The organism is Lacticaseibacillus sp. 30 (assembly GCF_053819265.1).
Genome location: NZ_JBSOQX010000001.1, coordinates 57,817 through 79,154, shown reverse-complemented (window position 1 = coordinate 79,154; position 21,338 = coordinate 57,817). Strand labels below are relative to the sequence as shown.

17 protein-coding genes and 1 riboswitch are annotated in these 21,338 nt (G+C 47.2%); of the genes, 4 read left to right on the top strand and 13 right to left on the bottom strand.

Translation table 11 applies throughout. The annotated features are described in order from the left end of the window. Positions 1-12: 12 nt before the first annotated feature. The 11 genes from ACWPAB_RS00345 to ACWPAB_RS00295 all read right to left on the bottom strand — a co-directional run bounded on the left by ACWPAB_RS00345 (position 13) and on the right by ACWPAB_RS00295 (position 15,403). Positions 13-3,450, bottom strand: coding sequence for a pyruvate carboxylase (locus tag ACWPAB_RS00345; RefSeq protein ID WP_003570181.1), 3,438 nt, complete (start codon positions 3,448-3,450; stop codon positions 13-15). Then, on the bottom strand, positions 3,443-4,612 hold the full coding sequence (locus tag ACWPAB_RS00340; protein WP_011674463.1) for an FtsW/RodA/SpoVE family cell cycle protein: 1,170 nt from the start codon (positions 4,610-4,612) through the stop codon (positions 3,443-3,445). The genes ACWPAB_RS00345 and ACWPAB_RS00340 overlap by 8 nt, the downstream gene beginning before the upstream one ends. A gap of 239 nt (positions 4,613-4,851) precedes the next feature. Beyond that, a complete protein-coding gene (gene typA, locus ACWPAB_RS00335) occupies positions 4,852-6,696 on the bottom strand; it encodes a translational GTPase TypA (RefSeq protein WP_003570179.1) in 1,845 nt (614 codons plus the stop codon). Positions 6,697-6,954: 258 nt separating this feature from the next. Next, positions 6,955-7,746, bottom strand: a complete 792-nt coding sequence (locus ACWPAB_RS00330; RefSeq protein ID WP_003565236.1) for an inositol monophosphatase family protein — start codon at positions 7,744-7,746, stop codon at positions 6,955-6,957. Positions 7,747-7,748: 2 nt separating this feature from the next. Continuing rightward, a complete protein-coding gene (locus ACWPAB_RS00325; protein ID WP_003565234.1) occupies positions 7,749-8,030 on the bottom strand; it encodes a UPF0223 family protein in 282 nt (93 codons plus the stop codon). Beyond that, positions 8,020-8,910: a Rossmann-fold NAD(P)-binding domain-containing protein gene (locus tag ACWPAB_RS00320; protein ID WP_003565232.1), complete on the bottom strand. Its 891-nt coding sequence runs from the start codon at positions 8,908-8,910 to the stop codon at positions 8,020-8,022. Before ACWPAB_RS00320 ends, ACWPAB_RS00325 begins: the two co-directional genes overlap by 11 nt. Positions 8,911-9,146: 236 nt before the next feature. Beyond that, entirely contained in the window at positions 9,147-10,550 is a 1,404-nt protein-coding gene (gene lpdA, locus ACWPAB_RS00315) for a dihydrolipoyl dehydrogenase (RefSeq protein WP_016381926.1), read from the bottom strand. Positions 10,551-10,552: 2 nt separating this feature from the next. Continuing rightward, on the bottom strand, positions 10,553-12,217 hold the full coding sequence (locus tag ACWPAB_RS00310) for a dihydrolipoyllysine-residue acetyltransferase (protein WP_003570173.1): 1,665 nt from the start codon (positions 12,215-12,217) through the stop codon (positions 10,553-10,555). A gap of 17 nt (positions 12,218-12,234) precedes the next feature. Further along, a complete protein-coding gene (locus ACWPAB_RS00305; RefSeq protein WP_003565225.1) occupies positions 12,235-13,212 on the bottom strand; it encodes an alpha-ketoacid dehydrogenase subunit beta in 978 nt (325 codons plus the stop codon). Between the two features lie 2 nt (positions 13,213-13,214). After that, positions 13,215-14,327: a pyruvate dehydrogenase (acetyl-transferring) E1 component subunit alpha gene (gene pdhA, locus ACWPAB_RS00300; RefSeq protein WP_003565223.1), complete on the bottom strand. Its 1,113-nt coding sequence runs from the start codon at positions 14,325-14,327 to the stop codon at positions 13,215-13,217. Between the two features lie 260 nt (positions 14,328-14,587). Further along, positions 14,588-15,403 carry an ATPase gene (locus ACWPAB_RS00295; protein ID WP_003565222.1) on the bottom strand — a complete coding sequence of 272 codons (816 nt, stop codon included), beginning with the start codon at positions 15,401-15,403 and terminating at the stop codon, positions 14,588-14,590. 217 nt (positions 15,404-15,620) lie between these two features. Beyond that, a riboswitch (M-box (ykoK) riboswitch) is annotated at positions 15,621-15,784 on the bottom strand. Positions 15,785-16,175: 391 nt separating this feature from the next. On the opposite strand from ACWPAB_RS00295, the gene def reads away from it, so the two are divergent. Continuing rightward, a complete protein-coding gene (gene def / locus ACWPAB_RS00290; protein ID WP_003565220.1) occupies positions 16,176-16,730 on the top strand; it encodes a peptide deformylase in 555 nt (184 codons plus the stop codon). 63 nt (positions 16,731-16,793) lie between these two features. On the opposite strand, the gene ACWPAB_RS00285 is transcribed toward def, so the two are convergent. Further along, positions 16,794-17,087, bottom strand: coding sequence for a hypothetical protein (locus ACWPAB_RS00285; RefSeq protein ID WP_003570169.1), 294 nt, complete (start codon positions 17,085-17,087; stop codon positions 16,794-16,796). A gap of 30 nt (positions 17,088-17,117) precedes the next feature. Further along, positions 17,118-17,567 (bottom strand): hypothetical protein, encoded by a 450-nt coding sequence (locus tag ACWPAB_RS00280; RefSeq protein ID WP_003565216.1) that lies wholly within the window; start codon positions 17,565-17,567, stop codon positions 17,118-17,120. Positions 17,568-18,187: 620 nt separating this feature from the next. On the opposite strand from ACWPAB_RS00280, the gene ACWPAB_RS00275 reads away from it, so the two are divergent. From ACWPAB_RS00275 to ACWPAB_RS00265, 3 genes are all read left to right on the top strand, one after another. Beyond that, the gene (locus ACWPAB_RS00275; protein ID WP_003565214.1) at positions 18,188-18,400 is read left to right on the top strand and encodes a DNA-dependent RNA polymerase subunit epsilon; all 213 of its coding nucleotides are present in this window, start codon (positions 18,188-18,190) and stop codon (positions 18,398-18,400) included. 4 nt (positions 18,401-18,404) lie between these two features. Continuing rightward, positions 18,405-20,087, top strand: coding sequence for a ribonuclease J1 (rnjA, locus tag ACWPAB_RS00270; RefSeq protein WP_016381927.1), 1,683 nt, complete (start codon positions 18,405-18,407; stop codon positions 20,085-20,087). 289 nt (positions 20,088-20,376) lie between these two features. Beyond that, the gene (locus tag ACWPAB_RS00265; RefSeq protein WP_003570166.1) at positions 20,377-21,327 is read left to right on the top strand and encodes a diacylglycerol/lipid kinase family protein; all 951 of its coding nucleotides are present in this window, start codon (positions 20,377-20,379) and stop codon (positions 21,325-21,327) included. Positions 21,328-21,338 lie beyond the last annotated feature (11 nt).

Below are 21,338 nucleotides of genomic sequence, written 5' to 3'. Positions count from 1 at the left end.
CACCTTCCAAACTCACTGCTTGGTCACACCGGGTTGAAGCTTGGCCAGCAGTTCCTGACTCTTAATTAAGGCGCCTGCCTCCACGTAAAGATGAGTGACGGTACCTGCAAATGGTGCATGAACCGTCGTCTCCATCTTCATGGCTTCAATGACAAACAAGGCATCCCCTTGTGCCACTTCTTGACCGGACTTAACGGCAACTGAAACAATTTTCCCTGCCATCGGTGCACCAATTTGATTACGATCAGTCGGTTCCGCCAACTGATGCCGCAACCCCGCGCTCTTCTGATGCGCATCGCGGATTTGAACTTCCTGCTTTTGACCATCAACAGTAAAGTACAGCGTCTTCATACCACTTGCATCCGCCTCGCCGATCGCGTTGAGCTGGATAATCATTGTCTTACCTGCTTTAATCGGCACAGACACGGTTTCGCCTATCCGCATTCCTTGGAAATACGATGGCGAATCCAACTTCGTCACCGGTCCAATCTGCCGTTGCTTGCGGGCGTATGCATTAAAGACATCCGGATACAGAATTGCACTCAAAACGTCTTCTGTGCTGGGTTCATTCATTCCGGCTTGTACTAACGCCGCGCGAACGGCCTTCAGATCAGCCGGCTTCGCCAATTGCCCTGGACGTACCGTCAACGGTTTTTGCCCTTTCAGAATTTTTGCTTGGAGCGCTTTCGGAAAACCACCAACCGGCTGCCCGAGATCGCCTTTAAAGAATGCCACGACCGAGGCCGGAAAATCATATTGCTCACCATGCGCCAACACTTCATCGGGTGTCAAGTGATTTTGCAGCATGAACAACGCCATATCACCCACCACCTTTGAGGATGGCGTTACTTTGATGATATCGCCAAATAAGGTATTTACCTGAGCATACATCGTTTTAACGGCCTCAAAATCCGTTATCCCCATGCTACGTGCTTGTTGCTGCAAGTTACTATACTGGCCACCTGGCATTTGGACTGTATAAATATCCGTTAGCGGACCCGTCACACCATTACTAAAATCGGCATAGTAAGGTCTGATTGCCTGAAAATAGCGATTCAACTTCTGCGCCTTTTCAATGGCAACATCTGGCTGTCGCTGATTGCCACTTAATGCATAGTAAAGACTTTCTAGACTAGGCTGACTGGTCGTTCCGGAAAAACTGCTTTGCGCCACATCAACGATATCGACCCCAGCATTAGCAGCGGCTACATAAGTCGCGATACCGTTACCAGTGGTGTCATGTGTGTGCAAATGAATCGGCACACTGACCGCATCTTTGAGCGCCGTTACTAACTCTGTCGCCGCTTGCGGTTTCAACAAGCCGGCCATGTCTTTAATCGCAAGCATGTCGGCACCGGCTGCAACTAATTGTTTGGCCAGATCAACATAATAAGCCAGCTCATACTTAGGGTGGGCATGGCTTAGAATGTCGCCTGTGTAACACATCGTCGCCTCAGCAAGCTTGCCTGTTTGTTTGACGGTATCAATACTGAGCGTCATCTGTGGCAACCAGTTCAAACTGTCAAAAATTCGAAAAACATCAACGCCATCATCAGCTGCTTTTTGAATGAAAGCTTTAATCACATTGTCCGGATAGTTTTGATAGCCGACCGCGTTACTGCCACGGAATAACATCTGTAACAAGGTATGCGGCAAGGCTGCCCGCAATTTTTTCAAACGGGTCCACGGATCCTCGTTCAAAAATCGATAAGCGACATCGAACGTCGCGCCGCCCCATACTTCCATGGAAAAAAGATTTGGCAAGCCATTGCCCATATCCTGTGCGACCGTCAACATGTCTCGAGTGCGCATCCGGGTAGCAAAAAGACTTTGATGGGCATCACGGAAAGTCGTGTCCGTTAACAGCAACTGGTTTTGTGCCTTAATCCAATCAGTAACCCCTTGCGCACCGTCAGCATGCAGCAAGGCAACTAAATCTTTTTGCGGCTTGGCAGCAGGAAAATGAACATCATAGCGCAATTCAGGGTAATATTTTTGTGCCTGTCGTTCAACACCTTTGAACCCATTAACCGTCACATCACTGATGTACCACAGTAACCGCGAAGCCGTGTCGGGCTTTGCCTGAACTTGCAAGAGTTCTGGATGGGCATCAATAAACGCGGTTTCTGCTTCACCTGTCCGGAAAGTTTCTGTCGCTAATAAGTGCTCAAGGAAAGCAACATTGGTTTTGACGCCGGTGATTTGAAATTCATGTAAAGCGCGTTGCATTTTGGCTACGGCAGCGGTGAAATTCGGTGCGTGAACACTGGCCTTTACTAATAAGGAGTCGAAATAAGGACTGACAACTGCCCCAGCATAGGCATTCCCGACATCAAGGCGGATGCCGAAGCCGCCTGGTGACCGATAAGTATTAATGGTGCCTGTGTCTGGCATGAAATTGTTTTCAGGATCCTCAGTCGTAATCCGGCACTGGATCGCCGCGCCATTTTCATGCAAATCTGCTTGCTTTGGCAAATGCAAATCAGCAAAAAGATCGGCGCCTGCTGCAATCTTTAACTGTGACTGCACAATATCCACATCGGTAATCAGTTCGGTGATCGTGTGTTCCACTTGTACCCGCGGATTAACTTCAATGAAGTAGTACTGATCGCCATCAACCAAAAATTCAACGGTACCGGCATTTTCATAGTGCAAACCTTGCATTAAATCAACAGCGCTTTGGCAAATTCGCGCCCGCAAGGCTGTTGGCAATGCCACGGCTGGGGCAATTTCAACCACTTTTTGTTGGCGGCGCTGTACTGAACAATCACGTTCGAAGAGGTGCAACAAATGGCCATGCTCATCGCCAAGAACTTGCACTTCGATATGTTTGGCGGAGGCAATGTACTTTTCAACGTACATCCGATCATCGCCAAAACTAGCTTTCGCTTCATTCACCGCATTTTGATACACGGCCTCAAGTTCAGCTTCAGAGTGAACGATTCGCATGCCTTTCCCGCCGCCGCCTGATGCTGCTTTAAGCATCACCGGAAAACCGTGTGTGGCTGTGAAATCCTGAATTTCGCTAAAATCGCGCGTTGGTTCCGGCGTGCCGGGAATAGTCGCCAAGCCTGCCTTGTGAGCAGCTTCCTTGGCCGCAACTTTATCGCCAAAAATATCGAGTAATTCCGAACGCGGGCCAACAAAAATGAGGCCGGCTGCCCGAACTTTCCGGGCAAACTCAGCATTTTCTGAAAGCAGGCCATAGCCCGGGTGAATCGCGTCCGCGCCGCTTTGCTTGGCAATTCGGATAATATCGTCCATATCCAAATAGGCAGCGATAGGCGCTTTTCCTGCTCCGACCTGATAACTTTCCTGCGCTTTGAATCGATGAATTGACAAAGCGTCCTCTTTAGCAAAAATACCGACTGTTTTAAGACCAAGCTCTTCACAGGCACGAAAAATCCGAATGGCGATTTCGCCACGATTAGCGACTAAAACTTTATGCATGCGTCTTCTCTACCTTTCGTTGCGTACGTTCACTATGATAACTGATATTTAACATAATGCCGATCGCCATTGACAGCACGATCATACTCGAACCGCCGTAACTGATAAACGGCAGCGTCACCCCGGTAACTGGCAAAACCCCAGTCACAGCACCAACGTTGAAAACGGTTTGCACCAGCATCATCGTGGCAATGCCGTACGCGATCAGCGTGTGATAGGTGTTCTTGGAACGAATTCCGATCAGATAAAAACGCATGATCAGGAAAAAAAGCAAACTCAATACGACAAATGTCCCAACCAAGCCAAGTTCCTCGGCAATCACGGCCAAAATAAAGTCAGTATAAGGCTCAGGCAGATAGCCTAACTTTTGGCTGCCCATGCCTAGTCCAACACCAAACAGCCCACCGTGATTGATCGCATACAAGGAGTTAACAACCTGATTGCCAACCGTATTCGCTTTAGCAAACGGATGAATGGCGGCCACTAATCGTTGATAGCCGTAATTCTTCTCCAATCCGGGAAAATGATAATGCGACACGATGTAGTAGCCCAGTGCTGTGATCGCGATCAACATCAAGACCCACAAAAAACCGTAACGCATCGGTATCCCGCTGGACATAACCACGACCAATGTAATCAAGAAAAGAATGGCAAATCCACCGGTATCTGGTTCGACAAAAACCAGAAGCATGATCATACCAGCGACAAACAATGGCTGCCACATCTGCCTTAGCCGAAAGTCCTCTTGTTGAAAGCGATCCTCGCGCGATGTCAGCATGTGCGCCAGATAAAAAATCAAAATCATTTTAGCAAATTCTGATGGCTGTAAGCGAAACCCGCCAATCGTGATCCATGCAGCAGCCCCGTTAACGGCGCGGCCGTGCACAATGAGATAGATTAGCATCACAACTAGTCCGGCCATTAAAGTCAACAGAACCCAACGATTGTGGACCACCTTCAAGGACATATTATAAAAGAAAAACACAGTCGCGATACCGAGCAGGACAAACAGTGCCTGTTGAATCAAGTATTTCGTTTCGGCAACGCCATATTGCCGTTGAACCCAATAAGCGCTGGCAGAGTACACCATGACAATACCGATCGCACATAAAACGAGGTACGGAACTAATATGAAGTAATCCACGTGCCGTAATTTATTCATCAATGAAAACGCGGCCTTTCAAGCAATTAATGGACTAATTATAGCATATCGCCTTCACGCTCCAAGCCGTGTTCTGCGGTAATCACTAAAAACTGTTTTTTCAGGCGGTCATTCACACCAACACATGCTGATTTAACAACCGCTCAGTCGACAAGTTAAGCCTTGTCTAACAATCACAATTATTGTGATCAAGACATCAAAAAAGCCGCCTTTTACAGACGACTTTTTGACCAACTTATTTACTTGGATGCGGCAATTTTCTTGCGCTTAGCCGCTTTTTGACGTTCGCCTGTGTTAAGGATCTTCTTACGCAAGCGAATGTTCTTAGGGGTAACTTCGCAGTATTCGTCATCATTCAAGAATTCAATGGATTCTTCAAGCGTCATATCTTTTGGCGTCTTGATGGCTGCTGCGTGGTCTTTCCCGGCTGCACGGGTGTTGGTCAAGTTCTTGCCTTTGGTGACATTGACTGCAATGTCATTTTCACGCGAGTTTTGACCAACAATCATGCCTTCATAAACCTCGGTGCCGGCATTGATGAACAACTGGCCACGGTCTTCAACGGATTGCAGACTGTACGTCGTTGCTGAACCAGCGTTGATGGAAACCAAAGCACCTTGTGTACGGCCTGGTTCCCAATTCTTGATAACCGGAGCGTATTTTTCGAAGGTATGGTTCATGATGCCGTAACCACCAGTAGCAGAGAGAAATTCGGTTGAGTACCCGATCAGACCACGAGAAGGCGCCAAGAATGTCAAACGGGTTTGACCGTTGCCTTCGTTCTCCATGTTCTGCATTTCGCCTTTACGTTGGCTCATCGCATCAATGACTGTCCCAGTATATTGTTCAGGAGTGTCAATTTGGACGCTTTCGAACGGTTCCATCATGACACCATCAATGTCACGATAGATAACTTCAGGACGACCTAATTGCAATTCAAAGCCTTCACGCCGCATCTCTTCAACCAAAATTGAAAGATGCAATTCGCCACGACCGGAAACCATCCAGGCACCTGCCTGATCAGTGTCGTCAACGCGCAGGGACACATCTGTCTGCAATTGCGACTTCAGACGCTCCTCAAGTTTACGAGCAGTCACATTTTTACCTTCACGACCGGCAAATGGACTGTCATTCGCAACAAACATCATCTGCAAAGTTGGTTCATCAATCCGCAAAATCGGCAAAGCTTCCGGCGTATCAGCTGCCGTCACCGTTTCACCAACGAAGATGTCATCCATCCCAGAAACCGCGATCAAATCGCCGGCTTTAGCAGAGTTGATTTCGGTTCGGGTCAAGCCAAAGAAACCAAAGAGTTTTGTCACGCGGAAGTTCTTTTGAGAACCATCCAGCTTCATAACGGTAACATTGTCGCCGATTTTAATCTTGCCGCGGAAAATCCGACCAATCCCAATTCGACCAACGTAATCGTTGTAATCAAGCATCGCAACTTGGAACTGCAAAGGTTCGTCACTGTTGTCGATGGGTGCCGGAATGGTTTTGACGATGGTCTCAAACAACGGGGTCATGGTGTGCTTTTGCGTTGACAAATCGGAATCCATGCTGGAAGTGCCATTGACAGCGGAAGCATAGACAACCGGGAATTCCAGTTGTGCATCATCAGCGCCCAATTCAATGAACAATTCGAGAACTTCATCAACGACTTCTTCAGGACGCGCACCTGGACGATCGACCTTGTTGATGACAACGATCGGTGTCAAATGCTGTTCAAGCGCCTTTTTCAAGACAAACCGCGTTTGCGGCATTGGGCCTTCAAAAGCGTCAACGACAAGCAAAACGCCGTCAACCATCTTCATAACCCGTTCCACTTCACCACCAAAGTCAGCATGCCCCGGGGTATCGAGGATGTTGATGGTCGTATCGCCGAACTTAACTGCCGTGTTTTTACTCAGGATGGTGATCCCACGTTCTTTTTCAATGGCGTTGGTATCCATTGCCCGATCCTGTAATTGAATGTGTTGATCAAGTGTATCTGATTGTTTAAGCATTTCGTTAACCAATGTGGTCTTACCATGGTCAACGTGGGCAATGATCGCAATGTTGCGAATATCGTCACGTGTTTTCACGATTTATACTTCCTTTCTGCTGGCACTACTGGCCGCCTACCGCATTAAAAAAGTGCCAGCAACTGACACAGTTATACGATTTGAAATTATAACACACAATGACAAGTCTGTCTGGATTTTCTGAAAAGTGAAGTGCTTCACGCAATCACAGACCTTGCATTTTCTTATAAAGCGGGCTATCACGCGACCCTTTTATTAAGAAAAAAACTGGCGCCACTTAGTTTGCGCCAGAAATCATGATTTGTCTATTGGTTTAGCTTAAGCCTCTTTGCCGCCATCCGCCATCATCGTCAAAATCGTTTGATGTGCCTTTGGTGTAGCAGCAACCACAACACCTGGTTGCTGCAAGTTGATTGGTGCGCCATCTTCACGGCTGAAAACAACGCCAAGACCCTTAGTAATCGCCATTCCAGCCGCTACGTCCCACGGCTGTAAGTAAGACACATACCCGATCTGTCGACCCAGCGCAATTTCGATGAACTCCATTCCTGCACTGCCGCTCATTCTAGCGCCAGAACTGGTCAACGCGATATCGCCTAGATGCAACCGATTCTTAATCGTCATCGGGCCATTGACACCTAACAAGCCATCCTTAAGCGGCAAGTCTGGCAAAACCTTCACTTGTTGTCCAGCATGGGTGACGGGAATCATTGGGCCCCCGCTAAGCACTTCATTTCGCATGACGTCCATAATCGCGCCGACAACAGGTTCACCGTCCTGATAAACACCAATCATAATGGCAAAATGTGCTTGTTGTTTGACGAAATTCATGGTGCCGTCTATTGGATCGACAAAGAAGACGAGACCAGCTAAATCAGTGTCATCGTGCTCATGTCCTTCTTCACCAATGATACCGGCTTCAGGATACGCCTCTCTGATTTTGCCAATCAAAAATTGTTGATTCGCCTTGTCGACATTGGTGACCAAATCGTTGCGATTACTTTTGGTGGCAACATCTAATGGGGCGGCCATTGCGGTTAGAATTTGTTTGCGACTAGCAGCAAACCAGCTAATAATCGTTTGCCGCAACATTTCTGGATCTTGTGTCATGGTTAACTCACCCTTACCCTAATCTTTTGGCTCACGCCTTTGCGGGCCATCTGTATAACAGTATACATGGAATAACCGGACAGTGCTTCAAACTCCCGATCCAATTTGCGCTCGGTTCCTTTATCTGGCACAACTTCCTTAAATCCACGGTACGCTGCAAGCAGATTATCACGATCAACACCGTGTTCATATGCATCTTCGACTAAGGTATAAAAGGTCGTGACTTTTACTTTTTCGGCAGTTGTCCAGTCAATGTCGAGTGGATAGGCATAATTAGGTTTCATGTTTACTAGCTCCTTGTTCTATCGCCTTAATTTGATCCTGTACAGTTTGTTTCGTTTGACTCAACGCAGCTTCCTCATCATCCGAACCAGCAACTGTGGCGAGCGTCACAACACCACTATCATTCAAGAGGACTGGCGAACTATAAACCTGACCTGTGTCATCCTCTACATCCATCAGATGCGTCAGCGTGCCAATCAAACTATCGCCACTATACGCCGCAATAATCGGAATCACCAACCTCCCAAGCAAGACGGTCAAGGGACTCCTCAAAAAGCTTCGAACTGCATCCAAGCCATCAGTAAAAATCGTCTGATCATTTAATAAGCGCAAAACCGGCGTTGCACCAACGTAAGCTCGGCTCCAAATCAACACTGGGGCTTGTCGCGTACCTACCACATAAGCCGTCACATGTTTCGCCGGTACTGCCAACCTAGCAGCCAGAAATTGTTCAAATCGCCACGTTGCACCAAACGTACCAAGTCCAACAACCTGACTTTTATTCACTCCGGAAAAACGTTGCGCAAAATACGTGAAAAGTTCATCACGTGTCATCGCAACAATGATTCTACCTGTGAAGCCTGCCGCCATCGCTGAATTGAGAACTTTGCGAATTGCCGCAATATTCGTCTCAATAAAATCATCGGCATCAGGTGATCCCGTATCGGTCAAGATTAAAATATCCGCCGCTTTTAAAACTTTCGGCGTGACTTTTGCAAATGTGTTTTGACATATTTGACTTAAAGCTGTCAACCCAACCATATCAATCAATGATTCATCTGGTTCATAACAACCCACCGTCAACAGCAACTGTGATGCAATTAATGTTTCTAAAAGCCCTTGGGTCCCGATACTGGCACCGCTCACCACGACTCTTTGCATGAAAACCCTTCCCCTCCACTCCATTAGTTACATTTTAACGGAAGCAGAATCTTAAGACAAAATTAAAAAGGGGTTTAGACGCAATTGTTAACTAACTGAAATATTAGCCGTTTCTCATCTTCTTGTAAAAATTAGCTGTTGCCATGCTCACAGCATTCGCCATTAGCGATAACCAAATGACACAAAAACAGCCTGATCAAGAAGATCAGACTGCTTCATGACATCTCTATCAGATACTAAATATTGATTGGGAGTCCCAATGCAACTTCAGCGTCATCCATGATAACTTCACTCAGTGTTGGGTGCGGATGAATGGTCAAGGCAAGATCCTCAACGTTCAAACCGCCTTCAACAACAACGGTCAGTTCGGAAATCAAATCACTAGCACCGGCGCCAGCAACTTGGCCGCCGATAACCGTACCGTTTTCATTAGTGACCAAGCGGACAAACCCTTCTGTCTGGGCAAGACTGAGGGCACGACCATTGGCAGCAAATGGGAACTTGCTGGCTTTAGCCTTGATCCCTTTATCCTTCGCCTCGGCAACTGTCATCCCAGTTGTTGCAAGTTCAGGGTCCGTGAAGCAAACGGCAGGCATCGCTTTGTAGTCAACCGCACTGGCTTTGCCGCTGATGGCCTCGGCAGCGACTTTACCTTCATAGCTAGCCTTATGCGCCAATGCTGCACCTGGCACAATGTCGCCAATCGCATAGATATTCGGTTTGTTGGTCCGGCCTTGAGAATCGACCTTGATTAAACCGCGATCAGTTGTTTCGACCCCGACAATATCGAGACCAAGATCGTCAGTATTTGGCCGCCGTCCGACCGTCACCATAACATAATCAGCTGCAATCGTCTGTTCCTTACCATCGGCCGTGTACGTCACTTTGACACCTTTGCCAGTGTCTTCAGCTTCTTTAGCCATCGCATTGGTAATAACTGTTACGCCACGTTTTTTGAAGGAATTCAGAACTAGCTGAACCATATCCTTCTCAAAGTTTGGCAGAATCGAACTTGTGCCTTCAAGAATCGTGACATGCGCGCCAAGATTAGCATACGCACTCGCCAACTCGGAGCCGATATAGCCGCCGCCAATGACGACAAATTCTTTTGGTACTTCAGGAAGATTCAGACCCCCTGTTGAATCTAAAATGCGCTTGCCAAACTTAAAGCCTTTAATTTCGATTGGCCGGCTGCCAGTCGCGATGATCAGATTCTTGAACGTATAGGTCTGAGCTGAATCTTTTTGCATCACGCGCAGGCTATGGTCATCTTTTAAGAACGCCGTGCCCATAATCGTGTCAATCTTGTGTTTCTTGAATAGCATCGACACACCGCTTGTCAGCGTATGCACAACCTTATTTTGCTTCCATTCCTGGGTTTTCGTGAAATCAAGGTCAGCACCTTTGGCATTAATGCCAAACGTACTTGCTTCCAAGGCGTCTTGATAGCGATGACCTGCGTTGATCAAAGCTTTTGATGGGATGCAGCCGACATTCAAACAAACACCGCCAATGAACGTGCTCTCAATCACGGTCACCTTTTGACCCATTTCAGCTGCGCGAATCGCAGCAACATAACCGCCGGGGCCGGAACCAATGACGACGGTATCCAAATCGATTGCAAAATCGCCTACAACCATGCTTATCCCTCCATCAACAGCAGATCAGGATCTGCCAACAATTTATCCATCAGATTCAAGGCGGTTTGTGCTAACGCGCCGTCAATCAAACGATGGTCATAGCTCAAACTTAATTTCAACATGTTGCCAACCACAATTTCGTTGTCTTCGTTGACATAAGGCTCCTTAGCAATTTTGCCCACTCCGAGAATCGCAACTTCAGGTTGATTGATCACTGGGGTGAACCAGCCGCCGCCAATTGACCCAACGTTACTGATGGTCATGGAGCCACCGCGCATTTCATCCGGCTTTAGTTTGCTGTCATAAGCCTTCTGGGCATTTTCACTAATTTCCTTAGCAATTTCAAACATACTCTTTGCATCGGCATTCTTGATCACAGGCACATACAAGCCGTGATCCGTATTTGTTGCAATCCCAATGTTGAAGTAATGCTTATAGACAATTTCATCCGTTGTATCATCAATGGACGCATTGAATTCTGGATATTCACGCAACACCGTCACAAGTGCTTTGACGATATACGGCAGGAAGGTTAACTTGATACCCTTATCAGCTGCGTATTGCTTGTACTTCTTGCGATGAGCCATTAACTTAGAAACTTCAACGTCATCAAAACTCGTCACATGCGGGCTACGTTGCTTAGAAGCAAGCATCGCCTTAGCAATCGCTTTCCGAGTTGGGGTCATCTTTTCACGGGTTTCAAGTTCAGCTTCATTACCACTCGAAACGTATGGTGCAACTGCTTGTGGCTTTGGTGCTGCCGGTGCAGCTGGCTTTGCTGTGGCTGGTTGCGGTTGTGCCTGAGCAGCAGGGGCTGCTGGCTGTGCAGATGCAGCTGATGCGCCCGTCTTGAATGCATCGACATCAGCCTTGGTAATTCGGCCATGTTTGCCGGTTGCTGGCACTTGTGAGATGTCAATGCCCTGTTCGCGTGCATACTGACGCACAGATGGCATTGCTAAAATTTCCCGGTTCGGATCGGTGATGGCCGGCACGCCACCCGCTGCTGGTGCAGCTGGCGTCGCAGCCGGTGTTGCAGCAACCGGCTGCGGTGCAGCGCCAGCCTCAGTAGCAACCGATGTGTCATTATGACCCGGTGCATCAATATCAACCAGCGCTTCACCGACTGTCGCGGTTTCGCCTTCTGGTACCAGAATCTTAACAACCGTTCCGGCAACTGGAGAAGGAATTTCTTCGACACTCTTGTCGCTTTGAACTTCTAACAGCGTGTCGTCCTCTTTGATTTGATCGCCAGGCTTGACTGACCATTTAACAATTTCGCCTTCTGCCAAACCCTCGCCTAGTTCGGGTAACTTAAACTGATAAACCGATTGCGCAGGTGCAGGTTGCACAGCAGGCGTTGCTGGAGCGGGTGTCGCAGGGGCTGCTGTTGCAGTCGCAGGTGCAGCCGGTGCAGCTGCCGGTCCGGAGCCATCATCGATTTCAACCAATAGATCACCAACTGACGCGGTTTCCCCTTCTGGAACAAGAATTTTTAAAATTTTGCCGGAGACCGGGGATGGAATCTCTTCAACACTTTTATCACTTTGAACCTCAAGTAAGGTATCGTCTTCCTTGATGTCATCACCAGGTTTGACGTCCCACTTAACGATTTCGCCTTCTGCCAAGCCTTCGCCAAGTTCTGGCAGTTTGAATTCAAAAGCCATGTTGGCACCTCTTCTTTCTAGAAATTAACGGTTTCCCGGACTTTAGCTTCAATATCCTTAGCATTTGGCAGCCAAATGTTTTCAGCTTGGCCAAATGGGAACGGGGTATCCGGAGCGGCAACCCGACCAATCGGTGCCTCAAGCGACAGAATCGCCCGTTCGGAAATCTCACTGATCACCGTTGATGCAACACCGGCCATGCGTTGTGCTTCTTGCACCACAACAACCTTATGCGTCTTTTTGACCGAATTGATGATCGTTTCGACATCAAGTGGCGCAATCGTCCGCAAGTCAACAATTTCAGCCTGAATGCCATCTTTGGCTAAATTATCAGCAGCTTTCAGCGCTTCGCGAACCATCGCACCATACGTGATGATCGATACATCTGAACCTTCGCGGGTCACCGCCGCTTTGTCCAACGGTACCGTGTACGTGCCCTCTGGAACATCTTGCCGGAAGGAACGATAAAGTTTCATATGCTCAAGGAACAATACCGGATCATTGCTCCGGATCGAACTAATCAGCAAACCTTTGGCATCATATGGATTGCTTGGAATAACGACACGCATACCAGGAAATTGCGCAATTAACCCTTCAAAGTTGTCACTGTGCATTTCTGGGGTGTGAACACCACCGCCAAAAGGCGCCCGAATCGTGATCGGCATTGAGCGAGTGCCGCCCATCCGGTAACGCATCCGTGACATCTGACCACCAATGCTGTCCATCGTTTCAAAAACGAATCCGAAAAACTGAATTTCAGGAATTGGCCGCCAACCGGTCAATGCCAACCCAATCGACAAACCACCGATGCCAGATTCCGCTAGTGGGGTATCGAAAACCCGATCCTCACCGTATTTTGCTTGCAAACCATCAGTTGCACGGAAAACACCACCGTTTTTCCCGACATCTTCGCCGAATACCAAGGTCTTAGGGTCGTTCGCCAACTCAACATCAAGCGCATCCGTGATGGCTTGGATCATTGTTTTTTGTGCCATGGTTACTTCGACTCCTTTCCTTGAAATTCTGCCAGCTGTTCAGCAACATTTTGCGGTGCGGTCTCGTACGTGTCCTTTAGGAAGCGGGATACCGTCTGCTGTGGTGCCTTATCAGCTTTGTTAATTGCGTCCTTAATTTCATCCTTAACTTGATCAATTAAGGCGTCTTCCTTGTCTTTGTTCCAAAGTCCCTTATCAGTCAGGTAGTTCCGCATTCGAATTAACGGATCGCGCTTTTGCCATAACTCATCTGTCTCCTTGGAACGATAACGCGTCGGATCATCGCCAGATAACGTATGTGGCCCATAACGATAGGTCAGCGTCTCAATCAAGACAGGGCCATTACCAGCGGCGGTCCATGCGCGCGCTTCTTTTGTCACTTCATAGACAGCTAGGGCATCCATACCGTCAACTTGCACACCTGGAATACCAGCAGCAACTGCTTTTTGCGCTAAAGTCTTCGCAGCCGTCTGACTGGCCCGCGGTACAGAAATCGCAAAGCCGTTATCTTGCACAATAAAGATTGCTGGGGCTTTGAAATGACCAGCAAAGTTGACACCTTCGTAGAAATCACCTTGTGACGTGCCGCCATCACCGGTATACGTGAAGGCCACTTCATCACTGCCATTCTTCTTTAAGCCGAGTGCAACGCCGGCTGTTTGGACGTACTGCGCACCAATAATAATCTGAGGCGGTAACGCGTGAAAATCTTCTGGGTATTCATTACCGGCAACATGACCACGAGACCATAAGAATGCTTTATCCAGTGGCAAGCCATGTTGAATCAACTGTGGCAAGTCACGGTAAGCAGGTAACAACCAGTCCGTTGTTTTCATGGCCGAATGGCTGCCAATCATGCTGGCCTCTTCACCAGCGCTTGGCGCATAAAAACCTAATCGTCCTTGCCGATTCAACGCGGTTGCTCGTTGATCAAGAACCCGCTGCCAAACCATTTTGGACATCAAGTCGACCAACTGATCATCACTCAGATCGGGCATGATATCAGGATTGACGACCTTGCCCGCTTCATCCAGAATTTGGATGGTCGGCTTAAAATCGGCATCTTGATTTTCCAACAGTTTCTTGAAATCAACTGCAGCATGCTGTTTTGCCATAATCAGAACCTCTTTCCATTCCTGTTGTCATTAACGCAGGAAAACTGTACTAATGAAAATCTTTACAAACCAAGCGTAACATTGCGGTTTTATCCTTGCAAGCGTTTTATTTCAGCACTGGCGGGAATCCTTTTCCGAGCTTGTTGTGCCTCATTTTTTAACGAATGGGACTATAACAGAACCTTATAAAAAATAAGACACAAAAAGAGCACGTCGCTTCACAAGCGCGTGCCTCTTTTAATGGATTCATTCATCGTGCTTCACGAGACCGGATCTTGGTTGTGCCGAAAATCACTTGTTTTACTGTGATGTTTCATGGCGCCAACCAAGGTGGCGTGTTGGGCAAGGTCGGCATGTAACCGAACCTGCTGTGCACGATTTACTTGTTTACTTCTTAACAATTCACTTGCCAGGAGTGATACAGCAATGCCGGATACCCGAAAAATCTGTTTTAGCGCAAGGACAAAACCAACTGCCGCACTCGTTACAAGTGAAGCTGGCGCATGATTTTCCGTCTTTCCGTTCAATTGTGCAAAGGCATGGTCGACAAGACCATCACGCAAAACCGCCGTGACGGTTGCTTGGGCATCGGTCGCCATCACAGCGCCAGCAATGCCTACCCCCGCTGGTACCTGCCGACCAATCAAAGCCAGCAGCCCGGCCAAATCACTTGGCAAGGAAACGTGTGCATCGGGAGCCAACGCAACGTCAACAGGCAGTTTTTCTCCTGTCGTCAACATCAGGACGTCACCGACGACAAGGTCATTTGCGCTCACTTGGCGAACCAAGCCCTCGCGTACAACCAAAACCGTCTGTTTGGGATCGCCCTGATGTCGGGTAGCAGCTGTGAGCAGATAAACGATCACAGCCATCATCATACTAAGCAACACGCCGATAACAACTGTAAGAAGCCAGTTGCGAGTGATCACACTGATCAAGCCACTGACACCGGCAGTCATGATCAACAACGGTAAGAAGAGACTTGCCTTGTTGATCGTATTAGGACGTGGTGTAACTGTTTGTTGGGCCTTTTGCGCTTCGTAGCGTGACAGGCCACTCGAAACCATCATCAACATCGACAAACTCCTTCCCGTTTCCCGAGAAGGACCGCGATGCTGCCAAATCCATTAATTTCACTTAAGAGATCGTAGCGGCAGCACAATGGGCCTTCCGGGATCAGCTAAATCGCTACTACTACCGCTACTCTTTGAAGATTGTTCCATTATGCTCACCACCTTTTCCTCAGCTTTTCATTAGGCAAAAAAATTGCACGCCGATTGAGAGCGTGCAGAAAAAGCATCCCAATCGTTTAGTTTTAGCACTATACGCCTAGAAGCGAGCTTCAGCTGCATTAGCGTAAGCCTTAATGGGCAGACGCAGTTGACTCAATTGGCATCTCTCGATGTTTCTGAGCAGCAGCATTGTTCGTATAGGAGCCTCACCTAACGGAAAGCACCGTATTTGTTTAACCTTCTATATAGTAGGGTAAAAAAAACCGAATGTCAAATGTTTCACCGAATCGAGCACAGCTGAACAATCATGGCGATTCAAAAAGGTTGTTGGTTAGAACATAAAACTTGCGAATCATCAATTAGACAAAAAACATTTTGTATTTGTCTTTCTAAGTGATACAGAGCTATTATTTTTTCTGTAGCTTTATGAATCGAAATAGCGTGAATTTCTTGAAAATGAGCAAAGCTTCAAAAATAGTTTTTTTCTTGCTTATCACCCAGACACAGAAAAAGTTTCTGCTATTGCAGCATTTAAGGCAAACCTCTTGCACGCGAAGCTTTTCAGCCTTCTGGTCCTGTGCTAATCTAGTAGAAGAAATGAACGGAGGTACAGATTGTGTATTTGATGAAGGATATCACGCGCGATGGGGCCAAGGTCCTGCGTGAAACGGCAAAGCCAGTCACGTTCCCACTTTCTGACGAGGACAAGCAACTGGCGCATGATATGATGGCTTACTTGGTCATCAGCCAAGATGAAGAACAAAACGAAAAGTATCATTTGCGTCCTGGCGTTGGACTAGCTGCGCCACAAGTTGGGCAAAGCAAGGCGATGGCTGCTGTTTTGGTTCCCGGTGACGATAATGAAATCCTCTTTAAAGAAGTTTTGATTAATCCGCGGATCATCAGCAACAGCGTTCAACATGCTGCTTTGGCTGAAGGCGAAGGTTGCCTGTCCGTTGATAAGGATGTTCCCGGATATGTCGTCCGGGCTGATCGGATTACCATCAGTTATCAAAATGAAGCCGGTGAACATAAAAAGATTCGTCTGAAGAACTATCCGGCTATCGTTTGCCAGCACGAAATCGATCACTTAAATGGCGTCCTGTTTTACGATCATATTAATAAGGAACATCCTTTCACCATCGACCCGGATGCCGTCATTATCAAGTAAAATACGTTTGTACTAAAAAGAAGGCTTAAAGCCTTCTTTTTTTGACACTATTTTTCACCCAACTTACGATTCTTTATACACAAATCGTTGTCCCTGCAACCATGCCGTTAAGTCTTCGTACTGTCGTCGTGATAAGCGGGTGTCCCGCCATGTTGTCAAAAGTGCTTTAGCTGCCGAAAAGCCATTTTCCTTCACTTCAGTTATCAGTTTTGCTTGATAGCTGGCCAAGCTGACTTCCGCATCGTGGAAAACGACGACTGGATCATCTGGGCGTCGATCTTTCTTACTCATCACAGCGCCTAATCCTTGGGCAAAACTTTTGATCTGACGCATCAATAAATCCTGATCATCGTTCACTTGAACCCCTCCATTCGACACTTTCTAAAATTAAGCAACGCGATTCACATCGCGGACATATTCTATGGTAGCCTCATTAGCAATAAAAGCGAGATCAACATGTTGCTGCCCCTCTAGTTCAAAGTAATCCGTGATCACAAAAGGCGGTAATGCCGGATCGGAACTGGCAATATCCAATTCTTCAGCCGCTTTTTGCAAAGCGTCGGCTAATTGATGCTGATCAATGGTGGAAAAGCTCTTGGGGAAAATATAGGAGAACGCCATCACACCATGACCCCAAATGTCCGTAATTGGTTTTGAAGTCAAAGGTTCTTGGACAGGGATTTTAAGTGATGTTAAAGCAGCATCCATGACCTGATCACTTAGTCGCTGGCTATGATGAAGCAGAATTTGGATTGCTTTATTACGCCGCCAGCGCTTCCTGAGCACCCACAAAACGATGAGCACGATCAGAACTAGAACAACGATAAGCCAGACCACAACGTCCACTCCCTTCAAAAGCCAATATGTTATTGATTCTTACCTTTATTATACCCAGAACAACCATGCTATCGCCAATGTGATTCTTGCAATCGGAGGTTAGCTTGACAATAATAGCTGGTCATAAACTCGTGGGCATCATCTGGTTTGATTCCTAAGAGAGTACTAGGATCAGTGTGCCAGCCGCATTAGCACCACAAGGATAGACCTTACAATTGCCGCATAACCGCGGTCGCCAGTTCAGAAACCTACGTATAACAACCTTGAACGCAATAGCCTCACTCCGGACATCACGTTGAGTAGCACTTACACTCCGGTTTTTCTAACCGGGCTGGTTCACGCTCTGGTCTGTTCACACCGTTTCAAATATGATAGACTGTTGCTAGCTGTTGTTTTCACAACAAATCGATCGGTCATAAAGTATTTAGGAGTTGTGACAGAAATAGAACGACGAAATAGCGCAGGTATGCCTGTTTTCGGGTTCGAACGACGAGAAATATCGGCCATCCCAATAAGATAGACCATGTCTGTTGTGGTTTTCCATCTTGATGGTATGTCCTTTTTTTCGGAAGCCGTTTTGTTGCACTTCCTTTCTTTTTGTACCACGGAAGGAGTCCATCATGATCTACAAAGTCTTATATCAGAAAGACAAGATTCAAAATCCACGACGGGAAACAACCCAGACGCTTTACCTCGAGGCGCCATCTGCGGTTGAAGCGCGTGCGCTTGTTGAAAAGAACACGCCTTATAATATTGAATTCATCCAGGAATTATCCGGAAACTTCCTGGAATACGAGGAAAAGTCAGCCAACTTTAAGCTGACAACTTTCTAATTATATGAAATTAAATATTAAGAATAACGAAACCGCCGTCTTTGCTGTCGGCGGTTTAGGTGAAATTGGGAAGAACATGTACGGGGTTCAATTCCAAGATGAAATCATCGTGATTGATGCAGGGATCAAGTTCCCTGAAGATGATCTGCTTGGGATTGATTATGTCATTTCCGATTATTCCTACTTGGTTCAAAACAAAGACAAGATCAAAGCACTGGTTATTACTCACGGACATGAAGATCATATTGGTGGTATTCCCTACTTCTTACAGCAGGTACCGAATGTGCCAATTTACGCTGGTCCGTTAGCAGCAGCTTTGATTCGTGGCAAACTTGAAGAACACGGTTTGTTACGCACTACCAAATTAACTGAAATTAACGAAGACACCGTGTTGAAGTTCAAAAAACTTAGTGTTGAGTTCTTCCGCACGACCCACAGTATTCCGGATACGCTGGGGATCGCGGTTCATACACCGCAAGGCATCGTCATTCAAACCGGGGACTTCAAGTTTGATCTCACGCCAGTTGGCGATCAGCCATCCCCTAACTTCCAAAAAATGTGCCGGTTCGCCGAAGAAGGCGTGCTGGTACTGATGTCGGATTCGACCAACGCGGAAGTACCGACATTTACTAAGTCAGAACGATTTGTTGGCAAGTCAATTCGCCACATTTTTGATCGAATTGATGGTCGCATCATATTTGCCACCTTTGCGTCAAACATTTCACGGATCGCCCAAGCAGCTGATGCGGCAATGGCACACGGTCGTAAAATTGCTGTTTTTGGCCGTTCAATGGAAACTGCGATGGTCAATGGCCGCGAACTTGGCTACCTTAACATCCCTGATGACGTCTTGATTGATGCCCATCAACTTAATTCGATGCCAGCTGATAAAGTGATGATCCTCTGTACCGGTTCACAAGGCGAACCAATGGCAGCGCTGAGCCGAATTGCTAATGGCACGCATCGACAAATCAGTATTCAACCTGGGGATACCGTCATCTTCTCCAGTAATCCGATTCCCGGCAATACTGTCAGTGTTAATCACGTGATCAATCAGCTAAGTGAAGCTGGTGCCGAGGTCATCCATGGCAAGGTCAACAACGTCCACACTTCCGGTCATGGCGGTCAAGAAGACCAGAAGCTTATGTTGCGGCTAATCAAGCCAAAATTCTTTATGGCTTGCCATGGTGAATACCGGATGCAAAAGATTCATTGCGAACTTGCCCAACAATGCGGCGTCCCTGAAAAGAATTGCTACATTATGGAAAATGGCGATGTATTAGCTCTTACGCAAGATAGTGCTCGAATTGCCGGTCACTTCCCTGCTGGCGATGTTTACATTGATGGTAATGGTGTCGGCGACATCGGTAATGCTGTCATTCACGATCGGCGCATGTTGTCTGAGGAAGGCTTGGTTGTGGTCGTTGCCACGATCAATATGCAAAAACAAGCGGTCTTAGCTGGTCCTGATCTGCTTTCTCGCGGCTTCATCTATATGCGTGAATCCGGCGAGTTGATTAATCAGGCTCAGCGGCGCGTCTATCGCACCATTAAGTCAACCTTCTCAAGCAGTGAAAAGGTGACGGAAGCTAGCTTAAAAGATGCAATCACCAGCAACTTGCAAGAATTTTTGTTCGACAAAACAGAACGACACCCGGTTATTTTACCGATGCTGATTTTGCTCTAAATTCCGGTCAGATAGCTGGCAACGTCACTCATTAACTGAAAATGATTAACAGTCACGCGACAACCACTTAGGTGCTTGTCGCGTGGCTTTTTTATTGGCATCTATTACCAAAAATCATGATTAAAATCCTGTTGCCGCCTTGCTAGGTGCTGGACCGACACTTTGCTGGTTCGTAGTCATCTGCCTCTTCAAAAAATGTTCGTTTGATGACAATAAGGTCGTCACTGTTCCATTGTTTTTCGCCTTATTTTCGGTATAATTGAGTGCGTGTCTATTAGGAGGAAAGCTGATGACGGCTGTTTTTTATTATATTATCTATAATCCGGCGGCTGGCGGTGGTTCGTCGATTCCAATTTATAAACAAGTGAAGGCCGTTTTGGATCAGCGTCATTTGGCTTATGCCATCAAAACTTCCCGCTATCCCGGACATACCAACGTGATCACAAAGCAAATTGGTGATTTCAATCGACGTGAGCATCCGGTTTTGTTAGTCATTGGCGGGGATGGCACCTTGAATCAAGCGATCAATGGGTTAGCTGGCACACGCCAGTCAGAGATTCCTGTTGCTTACGTACCAGCCGGATCGGGTAATGATTTCGCTCGCGGTATCGGTATGTCTGAAGATCCGATGCATGCGCTGGAACAAGTATTACAGGCTACAGAAGCGGTCACGATTGATATCGGGCGATTTCATGAACGCACCCGCGGCGAAAGTGGCTATTTCGTGAATAATATCGGTATTGGCTTTGACGCTGCCGTTGTTAATGCTGCTAACCGCAGTGATAGTAAGCAATTGCTCAATAGGCTGCATCTTGGTAAACTCACCTACTTATTTCATGTTGTCGGTATGCTGATGACTCGCCGTCCCTTCCCGGTTGCCGTCTATGAAAAAGGCGTTCGCCATTTTTTTCATCGCGCCTATATCTGCACCACCACCAACATTCCTTATTTTGGCGGTGGCATTCGTCTTTACAAACCGGCTAACCCAACCGACGGGAAACTTGATCTCGTGATTGTTGAATGGTTTAATATCGTCTCATGGGCGTTGGCGATGATTCAACTCATGCGTGGTAAAAAACCGACAAGTCGGGCTACTCACATTTTCCACGCAGACAAGTTAACAGTTGAGACCAGTTCGCTCGAGTTTGGTCAGATGGATGGCGAGGAAATGGGAACACGGCCGTTTGAAATCGACTTCTCAATGGCCAAACAAAAATTTTGGATTGATCGCAGTATTTAAACCGATCAAAA